Source organism: Cupriavidus sp. YAF13 (genome assembly GCF_052113425.1).
Classification (GTDB): Bacteria; Pseudomonadota; Gammaproteobacteria; order Burkholderiales; family Burkholderiaceae; genus Cupriavidus.
Genome location: NZ_JBFRDD010000028.1, coordinates 23,315 through 43,781, shown reverse-complemented (window position 1 = coordinate 43,781; position 20,467 = coordinate 23,315). Strand labels below are relative to the sequence as shown.

Annotated in this window: 22 protein-coding genes; 12 read left to right on the top strand and 10 right to left on the bottom strand. The window is 68.1% G+C overall.

Going from position 1 to position 20,467, the window contains the following annotated elements; translation table 11 throughout:
- Window positions 1-106 precede the first annotated feature (106 nt).
- From AB4061_RS21885 to AB4061_RS21865, 5 genes are all read right to left on the bottom strand, one after another.
- Entirely contained in the window at window positions 107-1,369 is a 1,263-nt protein-coding gene (locus AB4061_RS21885) for an FCSD flavin-binding domain-containing protein (protein WP_441637446.1), read from the bottom strand.
- 28 nt (window positions 1,370-1,397) lie between these two features.
- Window positions 1,398-1,742: a c-type cytochrome gene (locus tag AB4061_RS21880; RefSeq protein WP_441637444.1), complete on the bottom strand. Its 345-nt coding sequence runs from the start codon at window positions 1,740-1,742 to the stop codon at window positions 1,398-1,400.
- A 209-nt stretch (window positions 1,743-1,951) separates the two neighbouring features.
- Complete coding sequence (locus AB4061_RS21875) at window positions 1,952-2,791, bottom strand: BON domain-containing protein (protein WP_441637442.1); 840 nt, start codon at window positions 2,789-2,791, stop codon at window positions 1,952-1,954.
- 91 nt (window positions 2,792-2,882) lie between these two features.
- On the bottom strand, window positions 2,883-3,470 hold the full coding sequence (locus AB4061_RS21870) for a phosphoheptose isomerase (RefSeq protein ID WP_043350515.1): 588 nt from the start codon (window positions 3,468-3,470) through the stop codon (window positions 2,883-2,885).
- A 98-nt stretch (window positions 3,471-3,568) separates the two neighbouring features.
- Window positions 3,569-3,937: a YraN family protein gene (locus AB4061_RS21865; RefSeq protein ID WP_441637541.1), complete on the bottom strand. Its 369-nt coding sequence runs from the start codon at window positions 3,935-3,937 to the stop codon at window positions 3,569-3,571.
- Window positions 3,938-3,976: 39 nt separating this feature from the next.
- On the opposite strand from AB4061_RS21865, the gene rsmI reads away from it, so the two are divergent.
- Entirely contained in the window at window positions 3,977-4,918 is a 942-nt protein-coding gene (gene rsmI / locus AB4061_RS21860; RefSeq protein ID WP_441637440.1) for a 16S rRNA (cytidine(1402)-2'-O)-methyltransferase, read from the top strand.
- A gap of 72 nt (window positions 4,919-4,990) precedes the next feature.
- On the opposite strand, the gene AB4061_RS21855 is transcribed toward rsmI, so the two are convergent.
- Window positions 4,991-5,815, bottom strand: coding sequence for a septal ring lytic transglycosylase RlpA family protein (locus AB4061_RS21855; RefSeq protein WP_441637438.1), 825 nt, complete (start codon window positions 5,813-5,815; stop codon window positions 4,991-4,993).
- 326 nt (window positions 5,816-6,141) lie between these two features.
- Here AB4061_RS21855 and AB4061_RS21850 point away from each other — a divergent pair, with 326 nt between their 5' ends.
- From AB4061_RS21850 to AB4061_RS21840, 3 genes are all read left to right on the top strand, one after another.
- Window positions 6,142-6,792: an MBL fold metallo-hydrolase gene (locus AB4061_RS21850; protein WP_043350529.1), complete on the top strand. Its 651-nt coding sequence runs from the start codon at window positions 6,142-6,144 to the stop codon at window positions 6,790-6,792.
- A gap of 68 nt (window positions 6,793-6,860) precedes the next feature.
- The gene (locus AB4061_RS21845; protein ID WP_441637436.1) at window positions 6,861-7,508 is read left to right on the top strand and encodes an exonuclease; all 648 of its coding nucleotides are present in this window, start codon (window positions 6,861-6,863) and stop codon (window positions 7,506-7,508) included.
- A gap of 172 nt (window positions 7,509-7,680) precedes the next feature.
- Window positions 7,681-7,908, top strand: coding sequence for a hypothetical protein (locus AB4061_RS21840; protein WP_441637434.1), 228 nt, complete (start codon window positions 7,681-7,683; stop codon window positions 7,906-7,908).
- Window positions 7,909-8,005: 97 nt separating this feature from the next.
- On the opposite strand, the gene arsC is transcribed toward AB4061_RS21840, so the two are convergent.
- Both arsC and AB4061_RS21830 read right to left on the bottom strand, forming a co-directional pair.
- The gene (gene arsC, locus AB4061_RS21835; protein ID WP_150993568.1) at window positions 8,006-8,365 is read right to left on the bottom strand and encodes an arsenate reductase (glutaredoxin); all 360 of its coding nucleotides are present in this window, start codon (window positions 8,363-8,365) and stop codon (window positions 8,006-8,008) included.
- A gap of 104 nt (window positions 8,366-8,469) precedes the next feature.
- Entirely contained in the window at window positions 8,470-9,375 is a 906-nt protein-coding gene (locus AB4061_RS21830) for a LysR family transcriptional regulator (protein ID WP_441637431.1), read from the bottom strand.
- A gap of 248 nt (window positions 9,376-9,623) precedes the next feature.
- Here AB4061_RS21830 and AB4061_RS21825 point away from each other — a divergent pair, with 248 nt between their 5' ends.
- Window positions 9,624-10,214, top strand: coding sequence for a GNAT family N-acetyltransferase (locus tag AB4061_RS21825; protein WP_441637539.1), 591 nt, complete (start codon window positions 9,624-9,626; stop codon window positions 10,212-10,214).
- Window positions 10,215-10,409: 195 nt separating this feature from the next.
- Here AB4061_RS21825 and AB4061_RS21820 read toward each other — a convergent pair whose 3' ends face one another.
- Both AB4061_RS21820 and AB4061_RS21815 read right to left on the bottom strand, forming a co-directional pair.
- Window positions 10,410-11,678, bottom strand: coding sequence for a M20/M25/M40 family metallo-hydrolase (locus tag AB4061_RS21820; RefSeq protein WP_441637429.1), 1,269 nt, complete (start codon window positions 11,676-11,678; stop codon window positions 10,410-10,412).
- A 44-nt stretch (window positions 11,679-11,722) separates the two neighbouring features.
- Window positions 11,723-12,988, bottom strand: a complete 1,266-nt coding sequence (locus AB4061_RS21815) for an allantoate amidohydrolase (protein ID WP_441637427.1) — start codon at window positions 12,986-12,988, stop codon at window positions 11,723-11,725.
- Between the two features lie 425 nt (window positions 12,989-13,413).
- Between AB4061_RS21815 and AB4061_RS21810 the strand changes: the two genes are divergently transcribed.
- The 7 genes from AB4061_RS21810 (at window position 13,414) to AB4061_RS21780 (ending at window position 20,403) form a co-directional block, all read left to right on the top strand.
- On the top strand, window positions 13,414-14,835 hold the full coding sequence (locus tag AB4061_RS21810) for a C4-dicarboxylate transporter DctA (RefSeq protein WP_441637425.1): 1,422 nt from the start codon (window positions 13,414-13,416) through the stop codon (window positions 14,833-14,835).
- A gap of 45 nt (window positions 14,836-14,880) precedes the next feature.
- Complete coding sequence (locus tag AB4061_RS21805) at window positions 14,881-15,570, top strand: GntR family transcriptional regulator (RefSeq protein WP_043350559.1); 690 nt, start codon at window positions 14,881-14,883, stop codon at window positions 15,568-15,570.
- A 294-nt stretch (window positions 15,571-15,864) separates the two neighbouring features.
- Window positions 15,865-15,990: a hypothetical protein gene (locus AB4061_RS21800; RefSeq protein WP_441637422.1), complete on the top strand. Its 126-nt coding sequence runs from the start codon at window positions 15,865-15,867 to the stop codon at window positions 15,988-15,990.
- Window positions 15,991-16,059: 69 nt separating this feature from the next.
- A complete protein-coding gene (locus AB4061_RS21795; protein ID WP_441637420.1) occupies window positions 16,060-16,881 on the top strand; it encodes an SDR family oxidoreductase in 822 nt (273 codons plus the stop codon).
- Window positions 16,882-16,961: 80 nt separating this feature from the next.
- Entirely contained in the window at window positions 16,962-17,738 is a 777-nt protein-coding gene (locus tag AB4061_RS21790) for an enoyl-CoA hydratase-related protein (protein ID WP_441637418.1), read from the top strand.
- A gap of 161 nt (window positions 17,739-17,899) precedes the next feature.
- Window positions 17,900-19,588 carry a long-chain-fatty-acid--CoA ligase gene (locus AB4061_RS21785; protein WP_441637416.1) on the top strand — a complete coding sequence of 563 codons (1,689 nt, stop codon included), beginning with the start codon at window positions 17,900-17,902 and terminating at the stop codon, window positions 19,586-19,588.
- Complete coding sequence (locus AB4061_RS21780; protein WP_441637414.1) at window positions 19,585-20,403, top strand: crotonase/enoyl-CoA hydratase family protein; 819 nt, start codon at window positions 19,585-19,587, stop codon at window positions 20,401-20,403. Before AB4061_RS21785 ends, AB4061_RS21780 begins: the two co-directional genes overlap by 4 nt.
- Window positions 20,404-20,467: the final 64 nt, after the last annotated feature.

The window sequence follows — 20,467 nt, the reverse complement described above, 5'->3', positions numbered from 1 at the left end:
TGTGCAGTGCTTCCAGATTCAGGCTGCGCTGCAACCTCGAGGGCATAAGCAAAGCGCACCGTTGCCGGTGCGCGCCGTGACTGCCTTGGACTGCCGCGGGCTGCCTTCAGCCCAGCATGTCGGCCCAGATGGCATCCGCCCACGCCTGCGCATAGGTGCCTTCCAGCGCGTTGGGCGCCGCGGATAGCCCGCCCGACCCGGGCACCGTGACCATGGTCTTCTGCGCGGCATCGTAGCGATGCACGCTGGCGATATGGATGGCTTCGCGCTCTGAGGTGAAGCTGTAGCAGGTGTTGTTGTACAGCGGCTCGGGATTGGGCGCGTGGCCCGCTAGCAGCGACACGATGGCAGCGGCGGCCACCTTGCCATGCTGGTTGGCCATATGGCCCGATTTGGGCATCAGCGGCGCAATCTGGATGGCATCGCCCAGCACGTGGATATTGGGCGCGGCCTTGGATTCGAAGGTGAGGAAATCGACCTCGCACCAGCGGCCGTTGGCGGTGGCCAGCCCGCTTGCAACGGCGATGGCCCCGGCCCGCTGCGGCGGCAGCAGGTTGAGCACGTCGGCGCGCTCGTCGTCCTGCACCTCGAACTTGAGCGTGCGGGTGACAGGGTCCACATCGACGGCGTTGTACTGCGGCCGGTACTCGACCATGCCCTTGTAGCGCGTGGCCCAGACCTGCTTGAACAGTGCTGCCTTGGAGGTGACGTCGGGATTGGCGTCAAGGATCAGCACCTTGCTGCGCGGCTTGGCCCGTGTGAAGTAGTCCGCGACCAGGCAGGCGCGCTCATAGGGGCCGGGCGGGCAGCGATACGGCGCCAGCGGAATGCTGATGGCGAAGGTGCCGCCGTCGCGCATGGCCTCGAGCTGGCGGCGCAGGCCCACCGTTTGCGGCCCGGCCTTCCAGGCGTGCAGGATCTGGTCGCCGCCGGGCTGGGCAAGGCCCGGGATCTCGGCGCTGAGCACGTCCACGCCGGGTGAGAGCACCAGCTTGTCGTAGGCCAGCGTGCCGCCACCTGCCAGGCGTACCTCGCGGCGCGCGGCGTCGATCGCGCTGACATGGTCGCGCACGACCTTGACGCCGTGGCGCTTTGCCAGCGCATCGTAGGACAAGGTGATGTCGCCGATGCGCTTGCTGCCGGCGAGCACCAGGTTGGATAGCGGGCAGGACACAAAGCTGGCGCTGGGCTCGACCAGCGTGACCTCGATGCCCTGGGCGCTCCATTCGCGCAGGTAGCGCGCGGCGGTGGCGCCGCCATAGCCGCCGCCTACCACCACCACCTTTGCCTTGCGAGTCGCGGCCTGCGCGCCGAGCGTGCCGAACATGGCCGTGCCGGCTAGCGCGCCGAGAAATTCACGTCGTTGCATCTGGAAATCTCCTTGCCGGGTTGCAGGGTTAGCGCACGGCGGCGAACCAGCCCGCGATGGCCTCGATCTGCTGGTCGCTGTAGCCCTTGGCGATCTGCTGCATCACGGTGGCCTCGCGCTTGCCTTGCTTGAAGTCCTGCATCTGGCGGACCAGCTCGGACTGGTCGCGCCCGGCGAGTGCCGGCACCACGCTGCCCGCAGGCGCGCGGCCGGCCGGGCCGTGGCAACCGGCGCAGGCGGCGGCCCAATTGCGCGCCTGTAGCGCGGTGGCGTCGGGCGCCTGCGCGCGCGCGCAGGCTGGCAAGGCCAGCAGCGTCAGCGCCGTTAGCGCCATCAGCGCCGTCAGGGCAGCCGGTGTGGGGGTCTGGTTCATGGTGTTCGCTCCGGGGTCGCGCCGCGAGGGCGTGCCAACCCTAGCACAGCGCGGCGCGCGCATGTGATGCGAAATCCGCAGATCGAACTGCGCCGGCTGCTGCCAGGCGCGGGCAGCGGCCGGCAGCGTTGGCTGAATCGGGGTCGGAGTGAGCGCGGGCGCTGCGCGAAAGGCGGGAGCCTGGCGGGCCGCCTTTCGCGCGTGGCCGGTCAGGGCAGGTTACGGCCGGGCGGCAATGCCACCGGCGAGGCGACGGGCGACGCCACCGGGCTGGTCGTGGCGCCGCCAGCGCCGTTGGGCGCAGCTTGCGCAGGCGCCGACTGCACCGGTGCGGGCGTACCAGATGTAGCGGGCGCCGCGTCTGGCGGCACGGTCCGCCCGGTGGAGGCAGCGTCGAGCCTGGCCGCCTCGGCTTCGGTCACATAGTCGAATGCCTTGACCACCTTGACCACGCCGCTGGCATTGCGCGCCACATCGGTGGCGCGCTCGCCCTCGGGCGGCGTGACCACGCCGAGCAGGTAGACGACGCCCTTCTCGGTGACGATCTTGATCGAGTTGGACGGCACGCCATCGGCGGTGACCAGCATGGTCTTGACCTTGCTGGTGATGAAGGTGTCCTCGCTCCTGGTGACGAACGACGGCGACGAGATGATCTCGAGCTCGTCGACCACCTCGCGCGCATTGGGCAGGCCCTTTACGTATTGCTCGATCTGCTGCTTGACCGGGTTGTCCTTGGCTTCGCCGGTCAGCAGCACCTTGCGGTTGAAGACCGACACGCTCACGCGGGCCTGGCCGTTGTAGCGCGAGTTCAGCGTGTTCTCGGCTTCGAGCTGCAGGCCGCGGTCGATGGTCTGGGTAGCGGTGGGCCGGCGGTCGGTGGCCATGGTCACGCCGCTGGCCATGCCGGCGGCGATGACCGGAAAGCAGCCGGCGAGCTGCGTGGCCGCGACCGTCAGGGCCGCCACCATGGTGGCGGTGCGGGCCAGGCGCGGCAGGTGCCCGGTCAGCCGGGCGGCGCGGGATTCACGCGGGTTGGGCAGAGTCGTCATGCGGTCCTTGCTGAAAGCGGTGAGGCAAAAATGGGCTGAGATAGCAAAAGGCGGCAGCACCGCGCGCGGCAGGCTCGGGTGGGCACAGGCCTTACCCCTCGCCCAGCAGCGCTTCGTCGATGCCATCGCACAGGCAATGCAGGGTCAACAGGTGCACTTCCTGGATGCGCGCCGCGCGCTCGCTGGGCACGCACAGGTGGACGTCGAATTCGTCGAGCAGGCCGGCGAGCTCGCCGCCGCCCTGGCCGGTCAGCGCCACCACGCTCATGTCGCGCTGCTTGGCGGCCAGCACTGCGGCGATCACGTTGGCGGCGTTGCCGGAGGCGGACATGGCGAGCAGCACGTCGCCCGGCTGGCCGAGCGCTTCCACCTGCTTGGAGAACACCACGCTGAAATCGTAGTCATTGCCGATGGCGGTGAGGATGGAGCTGTCGGTGGTCAGCGCAATCGCCGCCAGGCCCGGGCGCTCGCGCTCGAAGCGGCCGATCAGGTCGGCCGCGAAATGCTGGGCATCGGCGGCGGAACCGCCGTTGCCGCAGGCCAGGATCTTGTTGCCGCTGGTGAGCGCGCCAACCAGGCGCTCGATCGCCGCGGCGATGTGCGGCGCCATCACCGTGGCGGCCTGGCGCTTGGTCTCCGCGCTGTCGAAGAAATGCTGCTGGATGCTATCGATATGCATGGCTCGATCGGCCTTCTTGTTTTCAAACGCTTTTCAAATACGGCATGCGCCGCAAGATACCGCGCATTATGACGCAGGCGCCTGGGCTGCCTGCCGCTTCATTGCGCCGCGCCGGCATCGAACGCGTCGCGGATCCATTCGAGGCGGCCCGGCTCCAGCGCGACCACATCCAGCCGGCAGCGCGGCTCCAAGCCCTGCCCTGCCTGCGCCGCCAGGTAATGCGCCGCCGCCAGCAGGATGCGCCGCTGCTTGGCCGGCGTGACGCTGGCCGCCGCACCGCCAAAGGCGCGGCTGGCGCGCTGGCGCACCTCGACAAACACCAGCGTGCCGTCGGCCGCGCGCATGATCAGGTCGATCTCGCCGCCTTTGCAGCGATAATTGCGGACCACGAGCGCCAGGCCCTGCCTTTCCAGGTAGTCCAGCGCGCGGGACTCGGCCCGTGCTCCCCGCGCCTGCGTCGGCGACATCGTGGATTTGAATGATGGTTTCAACGGAAGTTCTCAAGCATGACTGACTGGATCTCCCTGGCGGCCGGCCAGTCCTACCCGTCCGGCACCCTGTATGTGGTGGCCACCCCGATCGGCAACCTGGCCGATCTCTCGCTGCGGGCGCTGCACGTGCTCGGCCTGGTCGACGCCGTGGCCTGCGAGGACACCCGCAACACCGGGCAACTGCTCACGCGTGTAGGCCTGCACCGCCCGTTGCTGGCGGTGCACGAGCACAACGAGCGCGAAGCGGCCGAGCGCATCAACGCACGGCTGGCGGCCGGAGAGCGCATCGCCTATGTGTCTGATGCGGGTACGCCCGGCATCTCGGATCCGGGCGCGCGGCTGGTGGAAGCGGCGCGCGCCGCGGGCCACGCGGTGGTGCCGCTGCCCGGCCCAAGCGCGACGGTGGCAGCGTTGTCGGTGGCGGGCGCGATGCTCGACAGCGGTGACGGCCGCTTCACCTTTGCCGGTTTCCTGCCGGCCAAGGCGCGTGCGCGCGCCGATGCCATCGCCAAGCTGGCCACGCTGGACCATGCCTGGGTGGTGTATGAGGCGCCGCACCGCATCGCCGACACGCTGGCGGCGCTGGCCGCCGCGCTGCCCCCCGGCCGGCGGCTGCTGATCGGCCGTGAGCTGACCAAGCTGTTCGAGGAAATCAAGGTGCTGCCCGTGAGCGAGGCGCCGGCCTGGCTGGCCGCCGATCCGTCGCGTGCCAAGGGCGAGTTCGTGCTGGTGGTGGAAGGGGCAGCACCCGCGGCGGCGGATGCCGGCCTGCCCGACGCCCGCGCCCAGCAGGTGTTGGGCCTGCTGCTGGCCGAGTTGCCGGCCAAGCGGGCTGCCAAGCTTGCCGCCGCCATTACCGGCGCGCCAACGGATGCGCTGTACCGGCTGGCGCTGGCCCAGCGCGCCGAGGGTGGCGCGGACGGTGCGGACGGTGCGGACGGCGAAGCCACGGAGTAGGCCGGAGGAAAGCGCGAGGCGGGCGCCGGCGGCGTCACGGACCTGGCTTGGCTGCATGGTCCGCGCCCTGGCTCAGCGGCTCTTGCGCTTGGTGGTCGCCGGCTTGCGCGTCTTGCGGGCCGTGCGCACCGGCTTGGCGGGATTCTCGGCCATCTCGGAACCGGTGGAGGCATCGTCGCCGCCATCGCCCGCATCGTCATCGCCCGGCGCGATCTGTGGCCCCAGCGCTGCCACCTCGGGGCGCGACAGGCGCCGGATCTCCACCTGGGTCGAGCCGTGTTCGGTAAAGCCGAGACGCTTGGCGGCGCCATAGGAGACATCGAGGACGCGGTTGCTGTGATACGGCCCGCGATCGTTGATGCGAACCACCGCAACCTTGCCGTTGCGCAGGTTGCGCACCAGCACCCAGCTGTCGAGCGGCAGCGAGGGATGCGCGGCGGTCATCGCGCGCATGTCGAAGCGTTCGCCATTGGCGGTCTTGCGGCCATGGAAGCCCCTGCCATACCAGGACGCCATGCCGCGCTGCTCAAAGGAGCCCAGATCGGGCCGCAAGCCTTCCAGCGAGCCCTGGCCGACGCCCTCGCCCAGCGCATCGTTGCCGCCGCCCCAGCGGAACAGGCCCCAGCCGTTGCCGTTGTCCTTCTGGGCATGATCGGTCGCCTCGCCCCTGGTGGCGTCATCGGCCTTGCCCTTCTTGCCGCTGTTTTTGTCACCCTTTGCCGTCTTACCCGGCTTGGCAGCCTTGGCACTTCCCGGGGTGGCGGCAGTGGGCATGCCCTCCTGCGCTTCATCCGCCGGCGGGATCGCACAGGCGGCCAGCGCCAGCGCGCACGTGGCGTGCAGGCACAGGCGGACGATCCGCCCGGGGCGGGAGAAATAGGGGGGTAACCAAGACATCGCGGGAGTCTAGCATCACGCAGTTACACCTATGGTCTTGATTATGTTACGAATTGTCTGTAACACGCGGCAAAAGCCGTACCCGATTCGGCGGCGGTCGGGCGCAATGCCAGTCCTGGCAAGGCTTTCACGGTGTGATGCTCGCACGGCTTCATGGCTTGGCCGTACTGCCGGGCGCAGCACGTTCCAGTGTGCCCGACGCTACAATGCGAGGACGATTCCAATCGCGGGCCGTCCCGGCGGTTGCGCCCCTTGTGGCGCATCAGGCGCCCGTGTCTTCCGCGGCTTTCGCGATATCCCGCGTTCCCCCACCTGAATTCCGCTCCATGCAAGTCCTCTTGATTCCCGTGACGCCCTTCCAGCAGAACTGCGCGCTGCTGATCGACGAGACCACCGGCCGCGCCGCGGTGACCGATCCCGGCGGCGACCTTGACCGCATCCATGCCGCGGTCAAGGAGCACGGCGTGACGCTGGAGAAGATCTTCCTCACCCACGGCCATGTGGACCATTGCGCGGGCGCCGCGTCGCTCGCGCGCGAGCTTGGGATCCCGATCGAGGGGCCGCACGAGGACGAGCGCTTCTGGATCGAGCAATTGCCCGAGCAGACGCGCCGCTTCGGCTTTGGCCACGCCGAGATCTTCGAGCCGCAGCGCTGGCTCGACACGGGCGACACCGTGCAGTTCGGCAGCGAGACGCTGGAGGTCTACCACTGCCCGGGCCACACGCCCGGCCACGTGGTGTTTTTCTCGCGCGCCAACCGGCTTGCTATCGTGGGCGATGTGTTGTTCGCCGGCTCGATCGGCCGCACCGACTTTCCGCGCGGCAACCACGCTGACCTGATCCGCTCGATCCGCACCCATCTGTGGCCGTTGGGCGAAGACGTCACCTTCGTCCCCGGCCACGGGCCCGTCTCCACCTTTGGCGAGGAGCGCAAGCACAACCCGTACGTGGCTGACCACCTGATCGATGTGGCCTAGTGGCCTGGCAGGCTAGTGGGCCAATGCCCGCCGCCGGCTTTTCTCGAACCTCATTCCCAAGGCAGGCCATGGCCAAGCAACAGGCACCCGACACCCGCCCCGAGATCTATGTCAGCACTGACGTGGAGGCCGACGGCCCCATCCCCGGGCCGCACTCCATGCTGTCGTTCGCCTCCGCCGCGATGTTGGCGGACAAGACCGTGCTGAGCACCTTCTCGGCCAACCTGGAAACGCTGCCGGGCGCGGCCGGGCATCCGGCGCAGATGCAGTGGTGGCAAACCCAGCCGGAAGCCTGGGCCGCCTGCCGGCGGGACCTGGAGCCGCCCGAGCGGGCCATGGTGCGCTACGTGGAGTGGGTGGAAAGCCTGCCTGGCAAGCCGGTCTTCGTGGCCTTTCCGGCTGGCTTCGACTTCACCTGGATGTTCTGGTACATGATGCGTTTTGCCGGCCGCTCGCCGTTTGGCTGGGCCGCGCTCGACATCAAGACGCTGGGCTTCGCCTTGACCGGGCTGCCCTACCGCAAGACCGTCAAGCCGGCGCTGCCGGCCGAGTGGAAGGACCCGCTGCCGCACACCCATGTGGCGCTGGACGATGCGCTGGAGCAAGGCGCGCTGTTCTGCAACATGCTCACCGCGCTGCGCGCGCGGGAGGCCGCGCTGGCCGCCGCGCAAGCCTTGGCCGAGAGCGACGGCGCGCCACCGGCTCCCACGGCCTGAGCAGGCCGGCCTGCGGATTGCCCGCGCCTTGCGCCGGCCTCGCATCCTGGGCCACGCCAGCTATAGTTAAGACGTATATGGCATCCGAACTCGCCCCGTTTCAGGGCTGCCGCGGCGCCACGCCATATACCGCTTGCAAGGCCTCGCGAGCCAAGCCCAGGAGGTGTCGCCCATGCGTTTCCATCCCAACCTGCACTTGCGCCAGATGGCCGGCCGGTTGCACTGGCCGCACGTGACCTCATCCTCGCGCGAGTCCACCCGATTGCATTCCCTGGAGGACGACGCCGACGTCGCCAAGGCCACGGTCTACGTGAGCGCGGTGACGCTGGTGATCCTGCTGGTGGTCCTGGCGGCAATCGCTTTCGGCCAGGAGGCCATGCACTGGCTGGGTGTTCCTTAGACGATCCGCCTGAAGCAGTTCAGCCTCCCTGACCGGGCCGGCCCTCACCTAGGTGGGGGCCGGTTTTATTCCGGGGCCAAGGTTTGCCGGCGCCGGCTCAGGCCAGCAAGGGGGCGACGTTCTCGGGCGGGCGGCCGATGGCGGCGCGGCGGTTGCGCACCACCAGCGGGCGTTGCAGCAGGATGGGGTGGTCGGCCACCGCGCCCAGCACCTCGGCATCGGTCAGGCCCGGATCGGCCAGGCCCAGCTCCTTGTAAGGCGCTTCGTTGTCGCGCACCATCTCGCGCACCGGCACGCCCAGCATGGTGTGGAGCTGCTTGAGCGTGGACAACGTGGGCGGCGTCTTAAGGTATTCCACGATCTCCACGGGCTCGCCCAGCCGGCCAGCGGCTGCCTCGACCAGCGCAAGGGTTTCGCGCGACTTCGAGCAACGGGGGTTGTGATAGATGGTGATCATGGTGGCACTCCTGGTTCGACCGATGCCCCGGCGCCGGGGCTGAAACCCGCACTATACAAGCGGCGTAGCCCGCCCGCACGCCCCCCGAGAGGTGGCATATCGGCTCAGGCCGGGCTTTGCTTTTCCGGCGCCAGCCGCAGCAGGGCCGCCACGGTGGCACGCAGCCCGGCGCGCAGCGGCTTGTCGTGGCGCAGCACCAGCGCCAGCGTGCGCGCCAGCGGTGGGGCCAGCGGGCGCACGGCGATCCGCGCGCGCGGCTGGCCCGGCGGCAGCGCCATGCCCGGCAGCACCGAATAGCCTAGCCCGGCACCCACCAGCTCCTTGATCGCCTCGACGCTGTCGAGCTCCATCACCGGGCGTGCGCTGATGCCGGCGCGCAGGAACCACTCGTCCACCAGCCGGCGCGTATTGCCACCGGGCGAGAACAGCACCAGCGGCCGGCCGGCCAGGTCGGCGGGCGTCACGGTAGCGGGCAGCGGCGCATCGTCGGCGGGGCCAATGGCCACGAACGGGTCTTCCAGCACAGGCGTGATGTCAAACATCCGGCCAGAGGCTGGCAACGTCACGAAGGCCAGATCGAGGGCGTTGTCCTCCACCCCTTTGAGCGCCTCGCCGGTGTTCTCCGTGCTGACCACGATCTCCAGCGCCGGCATGGCGCGGCGCAGGTCGCGCAGCACGGCTGGCAACAGGTAGATGCAGGCGGTGGCGCCGGTGCCCAGCCGCACCCGGCCGACCACCCCACCGGCGTGGCGCGCCATGCTGTCGTCCGCGGCGGCCAGCGCGCCGGCCACGCCGCGCGCGTGCGCCAGCAAGTCCTCGCCGGCGGTGGTGGGCAGCACATGGCGCCCCACCCGTTCGAGCAGGCGCAGGCCATAGCGCTGCTCCAGCTGGCGCACCTGCAGGCTGACGGCCGGCTGGCTCAAGCCGAGGCGCTCGGCCGCCGCCGAAAAGCTGCCGAGATCGCAAACCAGCGAAAAGGCCTGCAGGAAGTCGGGATTGAGATGCCGCATGCCAAAGAATTTCTTATGCGCTGCATAAGTCAGCGAAGCTTCCTTTATAGCATCGGCGCAAGTTAAGGTAGCAGCGTGCCCTGGCCCTTGCCACCGCCGGGCAGCTTGCTGCAACACGGCTCTCATCCACGTATCGCTTTTCCTCCGGCATCGACTGCGCTCGAACCGGTTCACCCGCCCAGACCGCTCGCCGCGCCAGCATCATGAAAGCCCCTCTCGCCACACTCAGCGCCGCCACCGCCACGCCGATGGCGGTGGCCAATGCCACCGCCGCCGTCCAGGCCTGCGCCAGCCCGTCGATCCGCGACGCCACCGCTGCCGACATCCCCGCCATCCAGGCTATCTACGCGCACCACGTGCGTCACGGCCGCGCGTCGTTCGAAGAAGTCGAGCCGGGCGTGGACGACATCCGCCTGCGTCACGCCGAGGTGAAACGCCAGGGCCTGCCCTACCTGGTGGCCGAACGCGGTGGCGAGGTGCTGGGCTATGCCTACGCCAGCGCCTACCGCACGCGCAGTGCTTACCGTTTTGCCATTGAGGATTCGGTCTATATCGACGAGCGCTATCGGGGCCAGGGCCTTGGCCTGGCGCTGCTTGCCGCACTGGTGTCGCGCTGCGAGAGCGGCCCGTGGCGGCAGATGGTGGCGGTGGTGGCCTGCACCGCCAGTGGCGAAGGCGCCGGCTCGCTGGCCTTGCACGAGCGGGTGGGCTTTCGCACCATCGGCCGGCTGCAGTCCGTCGGGTTCAAGCACGGGCAGTGGATCGATACGGTGCTGATGCAGCGGTCGCTGGGAGATGGGGACGAAACGCCGCCGCTGGAGCGCGCGGCCAGGCCGTAAGACCTGGCCGGCACCAAGCCGGCAGACAGCCGATCCACCTGGATTAATTCTCTTCAAGAATTTTAGGTTGATCTGCTTTGATACATATATTCGTCAAGCGCATGATCTTGCGATCAAGGCTGACGAGAGGGCGCGGCGAGCGCCTGCCCCCTCTTGTAGTCCCAGGGCTTATATCGGCCCCGGGACCATGACGGATCAACCGATCAGATCCGACAGCGCCAGCGCCACCACCTTGGTGGCACGGTTCAGGTCGTTCAGGCGCAGGTTCTCGTCCGAGTTGTGGCCGCGCGCTTCCATCAGCGTGCGCGGGCCGGCGCCGTACAGCACAGTGGGGATGCCGTACTTGGTGTAGTGGCGGGCATCGGTGTAGAGCGGCACGCCTTGCACCGGGATCTCCACGCCGAACACTTCCTCGGCACGGCCCTTCAGGGCGCCGATCAGCTTTTCCACGCCCGGCAGTTCCGACAGCGGCTCGGCCAGGATGATGCGCTCGACCTTGACCTCGATGCCCGGACGGTCCTTGGCGGCCTTCTCGACCACGGCGCGCAGCTCGCCTTCGGCGTCGAAGCCGATTTCCTCGGGGATCATGCGGCGGTCGACGCGGAAGGTCACCAGGTCAGGCACGACGTTGGTGTTGATGCCGCCCTTGATCAGGCCGACGTTCAGCGTGGCCGTATCGATGCCCAGCGTCTTCGACTTGCGCGTGGCCAGCTCGGCACGCAGGCCATAGATGGCTTGCAGGATGTGGGTGGCGGCTTCGATCGCGTCCACGCCGGTGTGCGGCATGGCGGCGTGGCCTTGCTTGCCCTTGACCGTCACTTCCACGTGCAGGCAGCCGTTGTGGGCCGAGGTGATGCCGTAGGAGAAGCCAGCCGAGATGGCGTAGTCGGGCTTGCTCAGGCCCTGGTCGAGCAGGAACTTGGGACCGATGTCGCCGCCGGTTTCCTCGTCGTACGTGAATTGCAGTTCCAGCGTGCCGTTGAGCTTGGCGCCTTGCTTTTCGGCTTCCATCAGCGCCAGCACGGCGTACGTGTAGGTGGCGAAGTCCGACTTGGACACCGCCACGCCGCGGCCGTACATGACCGGGCCGTGCTCGCTGTCGGCGATCTCGCCGCCGTACGGGTCCTTGGTCCAGCCCAGGCCCGGAGGCACCACGTCGCCGTGGGCGTTCATGGCGATGGTGGGGCCGCCCGTGCCGAAGGTCTTGCGCACCAGCAGGTTGGTGGCGCTGATCATGCCAGCGGCCTTGACCAGCTCGTCCGGCACCTTGTGCGCTTCGACCTTGAAGCCCAGGCCTTCGAGCAGCACCTTGGCGCGCGCGCCGTGCGCGTCGCAATCGCCCGGCGGGTTATCCGACGGCACCTTGACCAGTTCGGCGAGGAAGGCTTCCTGCGCGGGACGCTGGGTGTCGATGTAGTTGGTGAGCGTGGTCTGCAGCGGGTTCACGTTGTCTCTTGCGGTCATGTTGATTCTCGAAAAAGTCTCTCAGGATGGCGGATGCGGGCGCTTTACGGCTGCCGCGCGGAATGCTTGTCGAAATGCTCGACGAAATCGCTGAACACGGCAGCCGCGCTGGCGGCGTCCTCCGCGGTCATGATCTCGGTGGGGTGATGGCTGATGCCACCGTTGCCGCAGCGCACAAACAGCATCGCGACATCGGCAATGGCCGCGATGGCCATGGCGTCGTGGCCGGCGCCGGAAGGCAGGTGCCGCACCGGCAGCCCCTGGCGGGCGATGGCATCCGCCCATTGCTGTTGCAGCCAGGGCGCGCACGGCACGCTGACAGCCTCGTGGGTCTTGCGCAGCTGCACGCGCACATTGCGCCGGGCGCACACGCGCTCGATTTCCGCCAGCACGTCGTTCACGGCAGCCTGGCGGATGGCGTCTTCGCCGGCACGGATGTCGATGGAGAAGACCGCGCGGCCCGGCACCACATTGGCGGCGCCGTTAGGCACGTTGAACTGGCCGATCGTGCCGACCAGGCCCGGCAGGCCGCCGCAGCGGCGCTCGATAAACAGGCCGATCTCGGCGCCGGCCATGGCGGCGTCGCGGCGCATGTCCATCGGCACGGTGCCGGCGTGGCCAGCCAGCCCTTCGAGCTCCACGATAAAGCGGGTGGCGCCGGAGATCGCGGTCACGACACCCAGCGGCAGCCCTTCGTTGAGCAGCACCGGACCTTGCTCGATATGGACTTCCACGAACGCCAGCACCTGCTCGCGCGCATGCGCGGCGGCGGGCAGGCCGGCGGGATCGAAACCTGCCGCGCGCATCACTTCGCGCATGGTCTTGCCCGAGTCGTCCACGTTGTCGAGCACATTGGTGTCGAAGGTGCCGGCGATGGCGCGGCTGCCCAGCAGCGTGGCCTTGAAGCGCACGCCCTCTTCCTCGGCAAAACCGACCACCTCGATGGCGAACGGGAAGCGCTTGCCCTGGCGGTTCCACTGCGCCACGCAGGCAACCGGGAGGATCACGCCGAGGTTACCGTCATAGCGGCCGCCATCGCGCACGGTGTCGAAATGCGAGCCGGTGAGCAGCGCGGGCGCATCGGGCGCGGTGCCTTCGTAGCGGCCGATCACGTTGCCGGCCGCGTCGCGGCGCACCGTCATGCCGGCAGCCTGCATCCACTCGGTGAGCTGTGCGGCGGCGCCGTGGTGAGCCTCGGTGAGATAGGTGCGGGTGAGCATGCCGGGCTGCTCGGTGTGGACGGCCAGGGTATCGGCCCAGGCCATGATGCGCGCCCCGGTTTCGGTAGCGGGCGTGAGGGTTGCTGCCATGCGTGTCTCCTGCTGGTAGTGCGCGAATGCGGGTGGCGCCGGATCATGCAAGCCCCGCGCCAGCGGTGCCTCGGGTGCCGGGCCGGCGCTGCCGGACCATCCCGGTGCGCCGTGACTCTCGTGCGAGAGCTCTATTTTGTGCGATTCATGGTAGCACAGTGAATTCAAAAATTGCATACAAAAATGATATGCACTATATTGGCTTCCACGTTCCGACAATGCGCTGCGGACAATCCGTTCCGGACAGCGAGTTGCGTGGATTCCGCTCCAACAAGAGGGCGAGTCCACGATGCGGCGCAGCCCTCACCCGGCAACGCGCACGGCACGTCAGGCCGGCTGTCCCGCCACGCGGGCAACCGGTAATTCCTGCAGCAATGACAGGATGCGCCAGCCAAAGTCCAGGACGCGTCCGCATGGAGACAACGATGCACCCAGCAGTCCAGCAACGGCCGGATTCCGGCCGCCCGCAAGCCGCCTTCTCCCGCTTCTCTCGCTTTTTCCGATCCCTGTTTGGCCAGGTCCTTGTCGCCCTGGTGCTCGGGACTGCGCTCGGGCTGTTTTTCCCCGAATTTGCCGCCAAGCTCAAGCCGCTCGGCGATGCCTTTATCAAGCTGATCAAGATGCTGATCGGCCCGATCGTGTTCTGCGTGGTGGTGGCGGGCATCTGCGGTGCCGGCGAGCTCAAGAAAGTGGGCCGGGTCGGCATCAAGGCCGTGCTCTATTTCGAGGTGGTCACCACCATCGCGCTGGCGCTGGGCATCGCGCTGGCCTACATCTTCCATCCCGGCACCGGCATGAACGTGAACCCGGCCTCGCTCGACGCCTCGGCCATGTCCGCCTACGTGGACACCGCCGAGAAGGTCAAGAGCGCGGGCATGGTGGACTTCCTGCTCAAGCTGATCCCCAGCACGGTGATGGGCGCGTTCGCCAGCGGCGACGTGCTGCAGGTGCTGCTGGTATCGATCCTGTTCGGTTGCGCGCTGTCGCTGGTGGGTGAGCGCGGCCAGCCGCTGGTGACAATCATCGATACCTTCTCGCATACGCTGTTCAAGATGATGGGCTTCATCATCAAGCTGGCGCCGCTGGGCGTGCTGGGCGCGGTGGCCTTCACCGTGGGCAAGTACGGCATCGGCTCGCTCAAGCAGCTGGGCTACCTGGTGCTGGTCTTCTACGGCGCGGTGGCCTTGTTCGTGATGGTGGTGCTGGGCACGGTGATGCGCCTGTGCGGCTTTTCCGTCTTCAAGCTGATCCGCTACCTGCGCGCCGAACTGCTGGTGGTGCTGGGCACCGCATCGTCCGACAGCGTGCTGCCGCAGGTGATGAAGAAGCTGGAATTCCTCGGCATCAAGAAATCGGTGGTGGGCCTGGTGATCCCCACGGGCTACTCTTTCAACCTGGATGCCTTTTCGATCTACCTGACGCTGGCTGCCGTGTTCATCGCCCAGGCCACCAATACGCCGCTGGCGCTGGGCGACCTGCTCGGCATCCTGGCGGTGGCGCTGGTCACCTCCAAGGGCGCGCACGGCATCCCCGGCTCGGCCATCGTGATCCTGGCGGCCACGCTGTCGGCGCATCCGGCCATTCCCGCCATCGGGCTGGTGCTGGTGCTGTCTGTGGATTGGTTCATCGGCATTGCCCGCGCGGTCGGCAACCTGATCGGCAACTGCGTCGCCACCGTCGTGGTCGCCGCCTGGGAAAAGGATATCGACCGCACGCGCGCCCACGACGTGCTCAACGGCAGGGTCGACGCCAGCGACCTTGACGCGGGCTTTGCCCCGGCGCCGCACGAGGCCGCCCTGGCCACCCCCGGGGCATCCCCGCTGCCCGGCACGGCCGCGGGGCGCTAGAATCTCGGGATTCCTCCTACCGAGACGCTGCGCAAGTGCGCAACCATGCCTGAGCATATCGACCCTGCCATGACCGCCGAAGCGATCGCCGAAGACATCGTCGCGGCGATCGTCTCGCACCGCCTGCCGCCTGGCACCAAGCTGCGCGAAGAGGCCCTGGCCAGCGTCTACCGCGTCAGCCGCACCAAGGTGCGCGCCGCGCTGCTGATGCTGTCCAAGGACAAGCTCATCCAGATCGTGCCGGACAAGGGCGCCTTCGTGGCCAAGCCCAGCGCCGAGGAGGCGCGCGAAGTGTTTGCGGTGCGCCGTATCCTGGAGGCGGCGCTGGCGCGTGAATTCGTGGCGCGCGCCACCGCCGCCGACTACAAGCGCATCGACCGGCACCTCGTCGCCGAGAAAAAAGCGCTGGGCGGCAGCGATGCGCATGTGCGCACCCGCCTGCTCAGCGATTTCCACATCATGCTGGCGGACGTGGTGGGCAATGGCGTGCTGACCGGCATGCTGCAGGAGTTGTCGTTGCGCAGCGCGGTGATCACCATGCTCTACCAATCCCGCCGCGACGCCGCCTGCTCCTCGGACGAGCATCGCGACTTCATCGAGGCCGCCCGCGCGGGCGACACCGAGCGCGCGGTGACGCTGATGGTGGAGCACCTGAACCACGTCGAGGCGGCGCTGCATTTCGAGCAGGTGCCCGCCGCCCGCAGCAAGGACCTGGTGACGGCGCTGCTGGCCTGAGCCCGGCATGCTGCAGCGCGCTTGACCCAGGTCAATGCGCGCCACGCGTCTTTGCATCATCATCGACCTCGTCATGAAGCTGCGGGGGCGCGCTTCATGACACACTGGCCCGTCCATCGCGGACGGCAGCCCGCACGCCGGCTTGGGTGCGGGCTTTTTCTTTTGCGCGCCGCGCGCGCCGTCATTGCCAGATCCGCGCGTGATCGAATCACGGCTTCGGAGTAGGATGTCGGAGGCCCAAGTCAGAGGCCGCTTAAAAGATAAATGGCAAAAGACAAAAGCCAGGAGACAGACATGATCCGTTCCAGCCGTCCGGTGGCGATGCCCGAGGCATCGCCAGAGCCAGCCCGCGCCATCCTGCTCCCCGATTTGCCGTCCCTGGCGCCCCCGCCATCCGTGCGCCCGCGCGGGCGCGGCTGAGCTTCCCGCCCGACTCCCGTGCCGGGCCATCCGCTTTCATCATCCAACCCATCCTGGTGAGGGAAACCCATGTCCAACGCGTTCAAAGATGACGTCCTGGCCGGCAAGGTCGTGTTTATCGCCGGCGCCTCGTCCGGTATCAACCTGGGCATCGCCCGGCACTTTGCCAAGGCGGGCGCCAGGCTGGCACTGGTCAGCCGCGACCCCGAGCGCATCGCCGCGGCGGCGGCCAGCATCAACGATGCCGGCGGCAGTGCATTCGGCATGGCGGCCGATGTGCGCGACTACGCCGCGGTGGAGGCGGCGCTCGCGCGCACGCGCGACGAGCTTGGCCCGATCGATATCGTGATCTCGGGCGCGGCCGGCAATTTTGTGGCGCCGGCGCTCGGCATGTCCGCCAACGGCTTCAAGACCGTGGTGGACATCGACCTGATCGGCACCTTCAATGTCTTCCGCGCCTGCTTTGCTTTTCTCAATGCGCCGGGCGCCTCGCTGATCGCCATCACCGCGCCGCAGGCGGTCAACGCGATGATGTTCCAGGCCCACGTATGCGCCGCCAAGGCCGGCATCAACATGCTGGTGAAATGCCTGGCCATGGAATGGGGCCCGGCCGGCGTGCGCGTCAACGCTATCTCGCCCGGTCCCATCGCCGGCACCGAGGGCATGGCGCGGCTCGCGCCCACCCCGGAAATGGAGGCGCGCTTCAAGGCACGTCTGGCGCTGCGCGACTACGGCGACAAGGACGATATCGCCAATACCGCGCTGTTCCTGTCCACCGACAACGCTCGCTATATCACCGGCACCATCGTCGACTGCGATGGTGGCAGCAAGCTGGGCGACGCGTCGGCCGACGCACTGCATCCGCCCAAGGCGCCTGGCAAGGCGGCCTGAGCCGCGCGGCGCTCCACACGCTCAAGCATTCGCGCATTTGTGCATTTGTGCATCAGAACACCTACGACAAGGAGACACCTATGACTTCACCCGTGCTCTATCACGCCGCCGAGGGCGTGGCCACCATCACCCTGAACCGCCCCGACGTGCTCAACGCCCTCAACAGCGCGCTGATGCTCGAGCTGCGCGCCGCCGTCGAGCGCGCCGCGCAGGACGAGGCGGTGCGCGCGGTGGTGCTGACCGCCAATGGCCGCGGCTTTTGCGCGGGCGCCGACCTGGCCGGGCGTGAGCCCGGGCTGCAGGATTCGGGCACGCTGCTGCGCGAGCGCTATCACCCGATCATCCTGGCGCTGCGCAATATGCCCAAGCCTGTCATCACCTCGGTCAACGGCGTGGCGGCCGGCGCCGGCATGAGCCTGGCGCTGGCCGGCGACGTGGTGCTGGCCGCGCGCTCGGCATCGTTCCTGCAGGCGTTCTCCAAGATCGGGCTGGTGCCGGATGCCGGCAGCACGTACTTCCTTCCCCGCTACGCGGGCGAGATGCGGGCGCGCGCACTGGCGATCCTGGCCGAGAAGATCGATGCGGAGCAAGCGCATCGCATCGGCCTGGTGTGGCAGGTGCATGAGGACGACGCCCTGCCGGCCGAGACGGCCAAGCTGGCCGCCCACCTGGCGCAGATGCCCACCTTTGCCTACGGCCTGATCAAGGAAGCACTCAACGCCAGCCTGGAGAGCGACCTGCCGGCGCAACTCGAACGAGAAGCCACGCTGCAGTCGCGCGCCTCGAAGAGCGAGGACTTCAAGGAAGGCGTGGCGGCGTTCCTGGAAAAGCGCAAGCCCGCATTCAAGGGCCGCTGACCGCCTGGCGCCCCTCTCCTGCTTGTGCGAGAGGGGCCCGGGGAGAGGGCCGGCCCTCACAGAATCGATCCGCCGCCAACCACCGGCAACCACCGGCAACCACCGGCAACCACCGCTGACCACGCACCGCACCACCAATTCGAAACCAGGAGACGCGCATCATGCTAGGCCTCATGCAAGACCGTCCGTTGCTGATTTCCTCACTGATCGAGTATGCCGCGCAGTACCACCCGCTGCAGGAGATCGTGTCGCGCACGATCGATGGCGGCACGGTGCGCTCCAACTACGCGGAGGTGCACCGCCGCGCAAAGCGGGTCGCCAGCGCACTCGTCGGACCCGGCGGACTTGACGTAAAGCAAGGCGACCGCGTCGGCACGCTGGCGTGGAACACACACCGGCACCTGGAGCTGTACTTTGGCGTGTCGGGCGCGGGTGTGGTGCTGCATACCGTCAATCCGCGCCTGTTTCCCGAGCAGATCGACTACATCATCAATCATGCGGAAGACCGCGTGCTCTTCTTCGATCCCTGCTTCGCGCCGCTGGTGGCGCAGCTCGCGCCGCGCCTGTCCAGCGTCAGGCACTACGTGGCAATGACCGATCGCGCCGGCACCGATGCGCTCGGCCTCGCCGGCAAGCTGCCCAGTCTGCTGTGCTATGAAGACCTGGTCGAGGCCGGCAGCGAGGACTACGCCTGGCCGCAGTTCGACGAGCGCACCGCGTCGTCGCTTTGCTACACATCGGGCACCACCGGCAACCCTAAAGGCGTGCTGTATTCGCATCGCTCCACCATGCTGCACAGCCTCAAGGCCTGTGCGTTCGACACCTTTGGCGTGAGCGTGGACAGCGCCATCCTGCTGGTCGTGCCGCTGTTCCACGCCAACGCCTGGGGCATGCCCTACGCATGCGCCATGACGGGCGCCAAGATGGTGCTGCCGGCCCAGCACCTGGACGGCGAAAACGTCTACCGCATGCTGCGCGACGAACGCGTGACCTTTTCCACCGCCGTGCCCACGGTGTGGCTGATGCTGTTCCAATACCTGGATGCGCATCCCGAGATCGATCCGCGCTCGCTCGGGCTGAAGCTGGCCGGCGTGGGCGGCTCCGCCGCGCCGGCGGCGATGATCGAGCGCTTCGAGCAGCAGTTCGGCGCGCGCTTCGTCCAGGGCTGGGGCATGACGGAGACCAGCCCGATCGGCGTGATCAGCACGCTTTTGCCCAAGCATCAAGCGCTGGGCACGCAGGAGCAATTGAAGGTCAAGCTCAAGCAAGGCCGCGCGCTGTGGGGCGTGGACCTGCGCATCGAGGACGACCAGGGCAACGCGTTGCCGCACGACGGCCAGGCCTTTGGCCGGCTCAAGGTGCGCGGGCCGTGGATCGCCTCGGCGTACTTCAAGGCAGAGCACGACGCGCTCGACGCCGACGGCTGGTTCGACACCGGCGACGTCGCCAATATCGATGCCGACGGCTATGTGCAGCTGGTGGATCGCGCCAAGGATGTGATCAAGTCCGGCGGCGAGTGGATTTCTTCCATCGACCTGGAGAATGCCACCATGGGCCATCCCGCCGTGGCCGAAGCCGCCGTCGTGGGCGTGCCACATCCCAAGTGGCAAGAGCGCCCGCTGCTGGTGGTGGTGCGCCGCGCGGGCAAGGACGTGAGCGCCGCCGAACTGCTCGAGTTTCTCGCTGCGCGCGTCGCCAGATGGTGGGTGCCCGACGACGTCGCCTTTGTCGACTCGCTGCCCCACACCGCCACGGGCAAGCTGCTCAAGGTGAAGCTGCGCGAACAATTCAAGGATTATGTCCTACCCACGGCGCAGGCCCCAATTCCAGCAAGGAGCAATGCCATATGAGCACCAGCAGCGAACGCATCATCCTGACCATTGAAGACGGCGTGGCCGAGGTCAGGCTCAACCGGCCCGACAAGATGAACGCGCTCGACCCCGCCATGTTCGACGCGCTGATCGAGACCGGCCAGCGCCTCGCGCGCGAACCGGACTTGCGCGCCGTTGTGCTGTCGGGCGCAGGCCGCGCGTTTTGCGCCGGGCTCGATATGCAGAGCATGGCCGGGCTGGGCGATGGCCAGGGCGACGCCATCGCCGCGGACCGCCTCGCGGCGCGCAGCCATGGCATCTCCAACCGCCCGCAGTTCGCCTGCATGGTGTGGCGCGAATTGCCGGTGCCGGTGATCGCCGCGGTGCACGGCGTGGCGTTCGGCGGCGGCTTGCAGGTCGCGCTCGGCGCGGACCTGCGCTATGTCACCGCGGACACGCGCATGTCGGTGATGGAGATCAAGTGGGGGCTGGTGCCCGACATGGCCGGCATGCTGCTGATGCGCGGCCTGGTGCGCCCCGACCGCCTGCGCGAGCTGATCTACAGCGGCCGCATCGTCACCGGCGAAGAAGCCTGCGCGCTGGGCCTGGCCACCACCGTGGTGGACGACCCGCGCGCCGCCGCGCTAGCCACCGCGCGCGACATCGCCAACCGCAGCCCGGACGCAATTCGCGCCGCCAAGCGCTTGATGCAGGTGAGCGAGGACGGCGACGGCGCCGCCATCCTGCTGGCCGAATCGGTCGAGCAGGACCGGCTGATCGGCGGCGCCAACCAGCGCGAAGCGGTGATCGCCAATATGGAAAAGCGGGCAGCGGTGTTCAAGCCGGCGTCGTAGTGCTGCGTGGCGCCGGCTGCGGTGTTCAGCGATCTGCAATCTGCAATCTGCGATTTGCGATTTG